This window comes from Mycoplasma sp. AC157 (assembly GCF_054343415.1).
Window position 1 is genome coordinate 1 of the sequence record NZ_JBTGVE010000026.1, and the last position, 13132, is coordinate 13132.

Genomic DNA, 13132 nt, shown 5'->3' on the forward strand with positions numbered 1-13132 from the left:
TCTTACTAAAAAGTAAGCAAGAGAAATTTACACAAAATATCTTACACTACCCACTTTTTAGTATTTCAAAACAATGTAGTTCAAAAAGTTGAAAAATTTGATCAAAATTCTGCTTTAAAAAGTGGTTGAACAAGAAGAGCAGTTTGAACAACAATTATTTACTGAATCGCATACATAATTTTATTAGTAGTAGTAATTATACTTGCAGTTCAAAGATAATTTTATAACCATATTTTAAAGAATATTATTTAAAAATAAACTAATAAAAAGAGAGATAATTATGGCAAAACCAAATGCAAAAATTCTAATAAGTGTACTAGCATTAACAGCACTTTCAACATCAATAGGAACAACTGCAACTGTTTTTTGAAATAGTAGAAATAATAATCAAAGTGATTATACAAAAGCAAAAGTTGAAGCTAATTTAGAAGCAGATAAACTACTTGATGAAAATAAGAAATCCAATTTTAAACAAAAAATCGATGCAACAACTACAATTGAAGAAATCAATGCAATTAAAGATGAGATTGCAAATGATTTAACAACTCAATTAAACGAGCAAAAAAATAAAGCAAATGCTTTAAAAGATAAACTTTCAAATCAAGAAATTAAAGATAAATTCACTGCTGAAATTAATGATGCTACTACAAGTGCTCAGTTAGAAGCAATTAAAGATAGAATTACTAAAGCATTAAAAGCAGAAGCACAAGCTGCAGTTAATTCATTAGAAAAAGAAGCACAAAAACCTTTTTTAAATCAAAAATTAGAAAGTACTAATTCTCCTGAAGAAATCTTTAAAATTAAAGAATTTGCACAAGTATTACTTGAAGCACATTTATTAATTGATAAACTTGAATCTTCTGATGAAAGAATAAAATTTGCTAATGAACTTAATTCTATAAATGATGAAGATAAAGCAAAAGTTGAAGAAATAATCCAAAAAATTAAAAAAGCAATTGAAGATCAACTTGCTAAAGAACTAGCGGCAGCAAAACAAGCAGCAGAAACTGAAATTTCTAAACTAACTGATGAATCTAAAAAACAAGAGTTAAGAACAGAATTAGAAGTAGCAACAACTACTGATGCTGCTAATGTAATTAAAGACAAAGCAGTAAGAGAAAAAGAAAAAGAACAATACACTACTGAAGTAGATAGAAAGAAAGTTGATGCTCGTACTGAAATATCTAAATTAACTAAACAAGAAAATAAAGATCCTTTAAATACTGAATTAGATTCTGCTAATACAGTTGAATTAGTTCAAGCAGTAATAGATAAAGCTATCGCAAAACAACAAGAAGAATTAAATGAAGAGAAAAGAAAGAATCATCTTCAAGCAGATAAAATTCAAGACAACGATATTAAAACAAATCTTAAATCAAAAGTTGATTCAACAACAACTTTTCAAGATTTAAACAAAGTAAAACAAGAAATTGAAAAGCAACTAGCAAAAGAATTAGCAAATGCTAAAAAAGAAGCAGAAGCAGAAATTGCTAAGTTAACTAATGAAACAAAAAAAGAAGAGTTAACAAATGAGTTAATATCTGCAAATACTATTGATGAAGTTAAAGTTATTAAATCCAAAGCAATAAATGAACAGGAAAAAGAACAGGCTCGTATAATTGCAAAAAATGAAATTAATAAGTTAGCAGAAGGAGAAGAAAAAACTAATTTATTAAATATTGTTAATAATTATAATTCAACTTTGAAAGAGATTACTGAAGCTAAAGAAACTGCACAAAATTCACTTGCAACTTCATTAAATGAAGCGAGAACATCTATTATTAAACTAGTAGGACATAGTGAGTATGATTTTTTGAACCAACAAATTGAAACTAATAAAGAAAATCAAGCAGAGTTGAAAAAAATCATAAATGAATCAAATGTCAAATTTAACGAAAAAGTACAGGAAGTTAGAGAAGTTATTGATAGTATAGAAGGTAGTGAAGTAGAAGAGAATTCTGAGTTCAAAGCTAAAAAAGAAGAGTTAATTAATAAACTTTCTTTAGCACCTAATGTAACTAAATTAGAAGAAATTAAAAATGAAGCAACAGAAACTAGAGAGAAACAAAAAGATAGATTAATAAAATCTTATAAACCTAAACTTTTACATTTAATTTATAAGAATTTAAGAGAAGGAAGTGAAGCTAAAAATCAATTTTCTAACACTGTAAATTCAGCAACTACTTTTGATGAACTAAAAACAATATCAGATAAAGTAAATAAAATTATTGAAGATCTTATACAAAAAGCAAGAGAAACAATTCTTATACTAGAAGGAGATGACTATGAAATAGCAAAAGCCAATGAAATTCTCGATAGTAAAGACACAAGAGGTGCAAATTTTCAAGAGTATGTAGAAGATCACATAATAAAATATGCTATTTCTTATGTTGAAAGCAAAAGAAGTGATGCTATATATGAAGTAGAACATGTAATTTTCGAAAGAAGACAATACTATTTAGAAGCTTTAAGAAGCAAGGAAACAAAAACTATTGCAAAAATAAATGCACTTAAAGAACAAGCATTAGAAGAAGCACGATTAGAAAACGAAAAGCAACAAAATAACCCAAGTTAAAAATTTGAGAATATAAATATTACTTTTTAATCCTATAAATCATTAATTAAAGAATGGATTTATGTTGAAATTCATAAACAAAAAACTCCACTTAAAATAAGATGGAGTTTTTGTTATAACATATTTTATTTTTTGGTTAAAACTATTAAATTTTCAATGTGAAAAGTTTTACAAAACATATTAAAAATTTCAATATATTCAATTTTATAGTTTTCTTTTAGAAGAGAAATGTCATATGCTTGTGTTGAAATGTTACAAGATAAATAAATGATTTTATCAGGTAGCAACCTTTGTAATTCATTTATTACTTCTTTCTTTAAACCAGTGCGATCAGGATCTACTATTATAGTTTTCCCTTTTAAAGAATTTAAATTTTTTAAATATTTATAAACATCTTGATTGAAAGGAGTAATATTATTTATTTTATTTAAGTTAATATTATATAACATATCTTTATATGAATTTTTGTTTATTTCAACCGCTTCAATAGTTTTAGCTTTGCTGCTTATAAAACAAGCAATTGAACCAATTCCTGAATATAAATCTACTACTTTAGCATCTTGATTTATAAAATTTTTAATTCTGTAATAAGCTTCAAGAGCAACTTCTTTATTCACTTGATAAAAAGAACCAATGGAAACCTTAAAACGAAGGTTTTTAAAATTATCAAAAGTAAAGATATTATCTTTTTTGTGTCCTTCAATTTGCGTTTCAAGTTTTCTTATAATAATTTTCCCTTTTTGATTACTAAATGGTTTTATATCTGTTAATAAGAAATCGTCTAAATAGAAAATTTCATTTGAATTTTTCTTTTTTAATCCACCATCAAATAAAGTGATTTTATTTCGATATCTTAACTCTTTTGTTCCTTGAAAATAATTAATTTTATATTGATTTAAATCTATTTTTGCAATTTGTTTAAATACAGAAATTAAATTATAAATTTTGTATTCTTTTTCTGCTTCTTTATTCATATGCATTAATTCATATCCACCTATAAAATCTGCATTTTTAGGGATTTCAAGATTTCTATTTTTATCTGCTATTATTATTTTTGTAACCTTACCTATATAATAATTTTTTTCTTCTTTTATAAAGGTAAATTCCACAGTTTCATTTAAAATTGTAAAAGGTAAATATACAGGTTTTTGATTTCATAAACCAACACCTTCACCTTTTTGATTATAAAAAAATATTTTAGTTATCATCTCTAGAAATCATTTCTTTTATATTGTTAATAATTGTTTCTTTATTAATTAATCAATCTATTTTTTTTATTTCGATTATTTTGTAATTTTTAGCTTTTAAAAAATTATTTTTATCTTTATTGATTATATAGTTTTCATATGAATTATAGCTACTATAATCATCGATCGTAAATGCTACTAATATTTTATTTTTTTCATTAGTAATTGCTAAATCAATATTTTGACTACCAATAGAAAAATCTTTTTTTACATATAATTTTTGAGTTTCAAAAAAGGAATCAGATTCAAAAGTATCATAAATTTCTTCTTTTAATTTATTATGGATTTGGACTTTATTATTATTATTATTACTTTCATCTTCATCTTTAAGTTCTAAGTTTAAATAGTTGGTTCTTTGTTCATTTGTTAATTCTAAAAATAATAATCACTTTTTAAATAAAGCAATATCTTCATTTTGATTAGTATTTTCAATTTCTTCTGCTTTTAGAGATTTAATTACAATTATTTTATCTTTTGCTCTTGAAACAGCAACATTTAAAGCGTTTTTTCCACCTGAACGGGAAACATAAGTAGTATGTAATGCGGTAGTTTTATCATAAACAACAGAAATTATTAATAAATCGGCTTCATCCCCTTGAATGTTTTCTATGTTTTTCAATAAAACTTTTTCACTAATTAGAGCTTCTTCTAATTCTGGATGATTGTTTAAAATTTGATTTTCAATATATTCTCTTTGGGAACTATTAAAGGTTAAAAGAATAATTTTCTTATACTTGTTTAGGTTTTCTTTTGTTTGTTCAATTGCAATTTCTGCTTCTTTTTTATTGATTTTATTTTCTCATACACCATCTGTTTGAATAACTTCAATGGAGTTATGATTTTTTGTATTAAATTTATCTATTACATCAAGTTCTGAATTATAGAAATGTTTTGATGAAAAAGTCATTAATGAAGCATAATTGGAACGATAATTTTTATCTAGTAAAATACTATAAACACCTTTAAAAACTGCATAATTTAAGATGGATTCAATGTTTCCTAATTCAGCATCTTCTACATTGCTTCGTGTTGAAAATCAACTTGTAGGTTGCATTTGTTTGTCATCACCAGCAAAAATTTTGATTTTTGCTAAATATAGTATTGGAAATGCTTTTTCAATAAAGATTTGTGATGATTCATCAAGGATAACATAGTCAAATTCATTTTTATCTCACTTACTTAGTTCTGTATCTACTGAAGAAATAATAATAGGATATAATTCTTTAATAATTTGGTGGTGTTCAAGAACAAATTTATAAGGATCTCTATGTTTTGTTCTAACTGCAAGAACAAATTTTGAATAAAGTTTTTTCATCTCCTTATTTTGATTAATTTTTTCTAGTTTTTTAAATAATCTATAAAAGGTAAAGTTTACAAGTTGTTCTTCATTGGAAATATCTTGTTTTGAGCTTTCAAAAACAAATTCATAGAAACTATTAATGTCACTCAATTCTTGTGGAGTTAAAGAACTTAATTTATCGGTTATTTCTTTTAAATTCCCATTAAAATTATGAATTTCTTTTTTAATAATTTCAATATCTTGTTTATCTTCATCAGTTAATTTTTTAAAAATTTTTTGAAAGAAATTGTTTTTCTTTCCTGATTTTGCATCTAAAATAGCTCACTTTAATTTTTTAATATTTTCTCTAAAATCATCTGTATTAATACTAATATTTTTACTAATTTTATATAAAGATTCAATTGTATTTGGAGATAAAGATGCCACATTTTTCTTTATAAAAGAATAATTTTCAATTTTTTGTTCAAGATTTTCATTATTAGCAAATTTATTAAATAAATCTATATATTCTTTTTCATCATCATAAATAATTTTCAATGATTCAATATTGGATTTATTTTCAAAATTTTCTAATATATTAATTAATTTTTCTATAGGTTCATAGAATGTTGCTTTATTCATAGAATTATCATTTAAAATAAATAAGCAAAAAATTGATAACTTATTCATTCTATCTTTTAAAACATCTAAAGCAGCTTTTTTCTGAGAAACAACAAGACCTTTTTTATCAAAAATAATAATATTAGCAATAATATTAGAAATAGTTTGTGATTTTCCAGTACCTGGAGGACCTCAAATTATGGTATTTTGAGAAAGAGCTGATACTGTTGCTTTATCTTGAGAATAATTAGTTTTATTTATTTTTACAAAGTTAAAAACTTTATTAAAGATTATTTTATTAACTTTGTTTTTGTAATTATTTTTATTAAAGTCAACATCTAAAATTTCATCTAATTCATCATTTTCAATAATTTTTTCCATTATTTTTCTTTGGTGACTTCCGAATGAATTAAAAATTCCTAAAACCATACCAGGGTGAAAATGTAAATTATTATCAATTAAATCCACATTAACTTTGGAAATATTATTTTTAAAAGTTTTAATATTGAAATTTGATCAATTAGTTTTTATAACTTTTTCCAATTCTTCAATAGATAATCTAGAAACATCAATATCCACTCCTAGTAAATAATTTCCTTTTTCTAAAACTCAAATTAATTTTTCATTAATTTTAATTTCTCCATCAGAAAATAAAAAAGCTTGTGAATTAGAAATATCAATATTAACTTCTTTAAAAAATAAAGGAGCAAATATTTTTCTTTTTTCAATTTCAACAGAAACAAAAAGCATTCCTATCTGCATTGGTCAAATATTTCTTTCACTATTTAAACTTCTTGCTTTGGTTAAAAATTTCTTTCATTTATAACTATTTTTCTGTATTTTTTCTTTTAATTCGGATTGCAGTGCTTTATTTTCTTTATCAAAATCTTTTTCTAATTTAACTTTTGTTTCTGCACTTAAAATATCATTATTTTTTATAAAAATAGATTCAACTTCTTCAACAGAAGAAGCGTCTTTTATTTCATTTACTATTTTTTTTAAGTTGTTTTCAGTTAAGGCAACTCTAAAATTTGCTTGTGTATAGATTTTTTCAAATTGTTTTTGATCAAACAACTTGAATACATCCATAAAATCATGATCATTTATGTTAACAAAAAGCGATGTATCAAATCTATCTACATCAAATAAGTTGTCTAAAATTCTTTTATAATTTTCTTTATTTTTCTTTATTACATCAAAGTTGATATTCATATTTTTCCTTTTACTTCATTATATTTTCAATTTCTGTTTTTAGGTATTCAGCAACGTTTCCTACTATTAAATTAACATAAGTACTAGAAACTAAAACACCCGAAATTCCTTTTAATTTTTGTATTTCTTCAGCTTTAACTAATTTAGTGTTATTTAAATAAATTTTAATTTTTTTATGACTATTTTCTATTTTATTAATGTTTTCTTTTTTACCAAGAAGTTCAATTAATAAAGCAACATTTATGCTTGTTTTATAACTTTTTGATAATTGATTTTCTGTTTTGTTTTTGGATTTATTTTTTCAATAAATCCAAATAAAACCCAAAGTTATTATTGTTAAAAAAACAATTAAAATTTTATCTTTTGTTCTCATTTTCATCTCCTTTTTTATGTTTTTCAAGTAGAATATAAAGCATTACCCTTTTGATTCTGCTACTTGTATATCTTCTGGAATTACATTTATTTACAAATTCATCATAAGTTTTTTCTTCTATATGCTTTTTAAATAAATTTTCCATTCCTTCACTAATCATTGGATTTAATTTCAAAATTTCTGCAGGGGTATTTCTTACAATATCTTGAAATTTAGAATAATAATTTTCTATCCTATCAGGAATTTTATCAAATTTCATAGGTGTATATTTAGAAATATCTTGTTTTTCAAAAATCATTTTCCTTATCAAACTTGCTGAAGCAAATTCGTTAAAAGTGGTTTCTGAGTGAAAATCAACTGTTCTTTGCATACAAAAGGCTTGAATTGGATAATTATTGAAGACAATTGATTTAACATACTCTAATCCTAAAATATCGTTAGGTAATCTTATTTCTTCACCAGTTAAAGTTTGTAAGGCTTTTGCACTTGAATTTGGAAAGGAAAACCCTTCTTTTAAGTATTTTTTAACTAGTTTATTATAAATTTCTTCATTATAATAAATAGTTTCAGCAATTTTGTATAAATTATCAACATTATTTGATTCACTTCCAAAAATAAGTTTATCAATTTTTAAATCATTAATGATTTTTAAAGCACCATTTGCAAAAATATGGGCTGCTTGAGTTGCATATTCAAAGGGTAATTCGACAACAAAATCAGCACCATATTTAAGTGCTTGTTCTTTTCTTTTTTCAAAAGAAGCTACTGCCATTTCCCCTCTTTGCACATATTTTCCAGAAAGTATGATGTATATTTTGTCACTCGGGAAATTTTTCTTAACATATTCTAGTTGATATTTGTGTCCGTTGTGAAATGGATTATATTCTGCTATTATTGCTATTGCCATAAAATAATTTTATTAAAATCTGTAAAAAAAAGAATAAAATAATTTAAAAATTATTCTATTCTTGAGGTGTCAAATAAACCACTTGTTTCTAAAACAGGTTTGATAGAGATTCAAATGCTTGGATCAACATTTTTTAATTCATTTACAATGTATTTTACTTCTAAATATAATGCAATAGTTTTGATTTTATATGTTGGTTTTCCTGTATATCCAGAAATCCCTTCTCATAAATTATAGGAATGTCAATATTTCATAACTTTTAAATGAGCAAGAATTTTTTCAGGCTCAGAAGTGTGAAAAGTTAATTCCACTTTTTTGTATTTTGGATAAATTAAGTTTACTATCATTGATGTTAGGAATATATACATAATAGTGGAAACAACTTGAATTCCTAAAATTTTATGTATTTTTCCTTCTCCAATATTAAAATAACCAAGTGTTCCAAAAAGTACTAATGAAACAAAAGCTATACTAATAGAAATAGAAAATAATATTTTTCCAATTGGTTTTCTTTTTTTAGTTGAATAGTAATAAGAAATAAAATCTGTCCCTCCACTTGAACCACCAAATTTTCAAGCAAGACCAATTGAAACTCCTATTAGTACAGAACCTAAAAAGGTATAATATAGAATAGGTCATAAATCTGTGTTTAATTCTAGTGCTTTTACTACATCTCAATTATCAGATTCAACAGTTATATGGTTACTTAAAAAGTCATGAACTACTGTTATATTAAAAAATAAATTTCATAAGTTTTGAAAAATCATTCAAATTATCGTTAAATACATAAAACTTCTTTTTAAATGTTTTCAAAATAAAATGATTAGCGGTAAGTTTAGTGCTAAGTAAAGTAAAGAAAAATAATGTTTTGTTTCACTAAAAATATATGTAATAAGAGTTGGGATAGCTGTTAATCCAGAAGGAATTGTTTTAGCTTTTGCAAGTACAATTACTATTGAAAAAGTAAAAAGAAAAGAAGAAACCAACATCATAAAGATTGAAAAAGGTTTCTTTTTACAAACATCAATAAAATTCTTAGGATTATTATCACCAGTGTTAATTAATTCATTTTCAAGTTTTTTAATTTTTTTAATAAAAGTATTATAGTTTTTTTTCATATTATTCCTATGTGCTATTTACGTTAATATTTTATATTTTTTTCAAAAAAAATAAAAAAAATTTTCAAAAAATAAAAAAAAGATTTCTATAAAATGTTTTTTTGAAATTATTGCTTTTTTTATTTTGTTTTTTTAAAAAAATGTTTATTATTAAATTACACACAAAAAAACAAGGAGTAAATAAAATGGTTATAGGTATTAGCGGAATGATTAGTAGTGGAAAAAGTACACTAACATCATCTTTAGTAAAAAAATTTCCAAATTCAGAAATGTTATTAGAATTTAATGAAAACGACGAAGTTTTCAACACATTTTTAAAGTGATTATATGAACAAAGAGAAAATTTGACAATTGGTTTTCAAACATACATTATTGAAAACCATTCATCAATTTTTGCAGATAGACTAAATAAATTTAAAGAAAGAAATCTAAAAAACAAAGAAAAAGGATTTTTTTTCTTAGATAGATTTTCAATTGAACATCACATCTTTGCTCAAATAAATTTAGCAAAAAAAGAACCTAAATATATGAGAGCATATGAACTAGCTTTTAGAGAATTGATTACACCAGAAGAATTTCCTGATCTTGCAATTTTTTTAGATATTTCTTTTGAAACATTTAAAGAAAGATTTTTCAAGAGAGAAAGAGCTGTAGAAACAGACAATTGAGAAAAAAATAAAGAATATTTTGAAGTTTTACACAGAAATTACAAACCTTATTTTGAAAAATTATGTAAAGAATTTAACTTAAATTATGTTGTAGTAGACACCAACGGTTTAAATGAAGAGCAAGTGGAAGAAAAAGTTATTGAAATTATTAAAAATTACTCGAAAAATAGAAAATAATGATAACGACGAGAAATAAATTTTTATCCTTCATTTTATCGTTTTTCCCTTCTACAAAAGAACGTTGAAAATTATATTCAAAAATCGCAATACCTGTAGTATTGTCCGGTTTTTTAGTATCTTTAAATGGTTTTATTGATAATTTTATGGTTACAGGAATTTCAGGTGGTGTTTCAGCATTAAATTTTGCAAACGCATTCACCGGAATTATTGGTGGAATTTTAATAAGTTACAATGCAATTGGAATGCCTTTATTTGGTCAATTTTGGGGCGCCAAAAAATCAAAAGAAACAAAAGAAGTTTTGAGAACAAGATATTTAATTTCTTTTGCTTTTGGACTTATATTTTCAATTATGATTTTAATATCTCCAGAATTTTTTATAAAGACGATTGCAAAAGATAATAATATAGTCAATGGAGAGCATAGTCAAACTTATTTAGATATTGTAAAACAAGCAACAGATTATATAAAAATAATTGTTATATCTTGAATTTTAATGTCTATTTCTTTTACTACTATTTCTTTATTAAGAGAAACAGGTAATGGTGGAATTTCATTATATATATCATTAACTAGTTTATTAACAAATATAATTTTAAATTTAACATTAATACCAAAATTTGGAGTTGTTGGTTCTGCATGAGCAACTGTTTGTTCAGGTATTGTGAGTTTAGCTGTAAGTTTAGTTTTTATGGGACTCAAAAGTAAAAAAACACTTGTAAATCCTTTAAAAATATTTAAGATTAGCAAAAAAATATGAATATTATTTTTAAAAAGAATACCAAGTTTTCTTTTATCTTCATCTAGCTTTGTTTTTATTTCCATAAGAACTTTTTTATGAGCAGCAGGTTATAAAGTTGGTTCATTGGGTTATGGAGAATATAAGGAGTACTGAGGACTTGGTGCTGCAGCTATTTTAGGAATAACAACATCATTAACCAATATCTTTACATCGACTTTTGGGATTATAGGTGCTAATGTCACGTTGTTTGTTGGAAAAAAATTAGGAAACAATGAAATTGAAGAAGCAAAGAAAAATGCTAAAGAATTAAAGGGATTTCATTTTGTAATTGCATTAGGTTTATCATGTATATTTGCGATTTTAATTATATTTATTCCTTTTATGAAGTTCTTTTCTTCTGGTGTTGAGACTGGTTTAGAAGAGCAATTAAAACAAATAGGGGTATCACAAAATATAATTGATAAACAAAAAGAGTTAGCTTCAGCATATTATTTAAAAGAAATACAACTAACATCAATTTCAATTGCTATATTTAATCCTATATGAATAATTTTTAGTTCTAGTGTTAGAACTATGGAAGCGGGAGGAAAAAATAATTTAACTTCTATATTACAATTTGGTTCAGGAATTGGTCAAATATTGTGATTAACTTTAATAGTTTTTGTTTTTATACCGAATTTTAATTTAAGTTTAAATTATCAATTTGCCTTTTATTACTTTATTTTATTCACTTCGGACTTAGTAAAATTATTTATTTATGAGTTGTTTTATTTTAAAACTAACTGAGCAAGAAACATTACACATTAGAGAAAGAAATCAGTATTAAATTACTGATTTTTTTAAAATAAAAATTTGAGTTTAAACTCAAATTCTTTATTATTTTGTTTGTGCAGCTTTTGCTGCTGCTTTTTTAGCTTCTTTTCTAATTTTTTCTACTCTTTTAGCTTTTCTTTCAGCCATTTCTTTTCTTCTAATTCTTCTCATTTTTTCTCCTATTATGATTGATTTAATTTATTGAATTTTATTGTTTTTTCTTTATTACTTTTTCTTGGTGCTTGTAAAGCTTCTAATATAGGTGTAGCAACAATGTCACCTTTATTAACACCTATTGCAACTCCAGATTCACCTTTTTTAAGTAAGTCAACAGCTTTCATTCCCATTAAAGTAGCTAAGATTCTTTCTTGTGCTGAAGGATTTCCACCTCTTTGCACATGTTCTAAAGCCATTGCTCTAGAAGAAATTCCTGTTTTTTCTTGAACAAAACTTGCAATTTCTTTTAGATTAGGATAAATAAATTCGCTAACTATAGCTATCACACTTCTTTTTTTCATTGTTTTAATTTGGTGTTCAACAACTTTAGCAATTTCTTCTTTAGTCATTGTTAATTCGTTTGTAATAATAATTTCAGCACCAGTTGCTAGACCAGAATATAAAGCTAAATCTCCAGCACCGTGTCCCATTACTTCTAACATTAAAAATCTGTTGTGTGAATTTGAAGTATCTCTTAATTTATCTACAGCTTCAACTATTGTGTTTAAAGCAGTATCATATCCGATTGTGAAATCACTTGATGTAATATCGTTATCAATTGTGCCTGGTAATCCAATGGTTTTAATTCCAAGTTCGTGTAGTAATTGAGCTCCCATATAAGAACCATCACCACCAACAACAACAAGTGCATCTATTCCTAATTCTTCTAAATTTTGTTTAGCAATTTTTCTTGTTTCTTCTTGTTTAAATTCAGGGAATCTTGCTGAAAAAATAAATGTTCCACCTTTTGAAACATAGTCATCAACATTAAATTTTGAAGCAGGAACTATATTTTTTTCATATAATCCTTTATAACCTTCAAAAACTAAAAAAGGTTCTATTTCATTTGCTAGTGCATGTTTAACAACTGCACGAACAGCATTATTCATCCCAGGTGCATCACCACCAGAAGTTAATATTGCAATTTTTTTAATTTCTTTTTTCATTTGTGTCCTTAATAAATAACTATTAAATTATAAATTTTTTTTAAGAAAAATCAAAAAATATTTTAATATTTTTACTTATTTTTTTCCATTTTTAGTTTAAAAATAGTTTTTAATTGTTATTTTGAATTAAAAAAGTTAATTTTTTCGCATTTTTTTCATTTAAAACAACTTTTTTGTATTTTTTTTGTAATTACAGATATAAAATGTCACTTTTTATAAATATGTGTTAATTTAAT

The 13132-nt window shown here is 24.2% G+C and carries 9 protein-coding genes; 3 read left to right on the plus strand and 6 right to left on the minus strand.

The genetic code is table 4. From position 1 onward, the window contains the following. The first annotated feature begins 280 nt into the window (after positions 1 to 280). Positions 281 to 2575 (plus strand): hypothetical protein, encoded by a 2295-nt coding sequence (locus tag ACXX84_RS03695; protein WP_458572925.1) that lies wholly within the window; start codon positions 281 to 283, stop codon positions 2573 to 2575. A 125-nt stretch (positions 2576 to 2700) separates the two neighbouring features. Here ACXX84_RS03695 and ACXX84_RS03700 read toward each other — a convergent pair whose 3' ends face one another. From ACXX84_RS03700 to ACXX84_RS03720, 5 genes are read right to left on the minus strand one after another with little or no spacing between them, the layout of a single operon-like run. Next, positions 2701 to 3783: a class I SAM-dependent RNA methyltransferase gene (locus ACXX84_RS03700; protein WP_458559585.1), complete on the minus strand. Its 1083-nt coding sequence runs from the start codon at positions 3781 to 3783 to the stop codon at positions 2701 to 2703. After that, entirely contained in the window at positions 3773 to 6934 is a 3162-nt protein-coding gene (locus ACXX84_RS03705; RefSeq protein WP_458572926.1) for an AAA domain-containing protein, read from the minus strand. Before ACXX84_RS03705 ends, ACXX84_RS03700 begins: the two co-directional genes overlap by 11 nt. Positions 6935 to 6944: 10 nt before the next feature. Beyond that, positions 6945 to 7307, minus strand: a complete 363-nt coding sequence (locus ACXX84_RS03710) for a hypothetical protein (protein WP_436358971.1) — start codon at positions 7305 to 7307, stop codon at positions 6945 to 6947. Then, positions 7291 to 8214 carry a nucleotidyltransferase gene (locus tag ACXX84_RS03715; RefSeq protein WP_436358973.1) on the minus strand — a complete coding sequence of 308 codons (924 nt, stop codon included), beginning with the start codon at positions 8212 to 8214 and terminating at the stop codon, positions 7291 to 7293. Before ACXX84_RS03715 ends, ACXX84_RS03710 begins: the two co-directional genes overlap by 17 nt. A gap of 50 nt (positions 8215 to 8264) precedes the next feature. Next, on the minus strand, positions 8265 to 9332 hold the full coding sequence (locus ACXX84_RS03720) for a YitT family protein (protein WP_458572927.1): 1068 nt from the start codon (positions 9330 to 9332) through the stop codon (positions 8265 to 8267). A 185-nt stretch (positions 9333 to 9517) separates the two neighbouring features. Between ACXX84_RS03720 and ACXX84_RS03725 the strand changes: the two genes are divergently transcribed. Beyond that, a complete protein-coding gene (locus ACXX84_RS03725) occupies positions 9518 to 10177 on the plus strand; it encodes a deoxynucleoside kinase (RefSeq protein ID WP_436358978.1) in 660 nt (219 codons plus the stop codon). Further along, complete coding sequence (locus ACXX84_RS03730) at positions 10177 to 11727, plus strand: MATE family efflux transporter (RefSeq protein ID WP_436358980.1); 1551 nt, start codon at positions 10177 to 10179, stop codon at positions 11725 to 11727. Before ACXX84_RS03725 ends, ACXX84_RS03730 begins: the two co-directional genes overlap by 1 nt. Positions 11728 to 11915: 188 nt before the next feature. Here the strand turns inward: ACXX84_RS03730 and pfkA are convergent, their stop codons facing one another. After that, positions 11916 to 12896, minus strand: a complete 981-nt coding sequence (pfkA, locus tag ACXX84_RS03735; protein WP_436358982.1) for a 6-phosphofructokinase — start codon at positions 12894 to 12896, stop codon at positions 11916 to 11918. Positions 12897 to 13132: the final 236 nt, after the last annotated feature.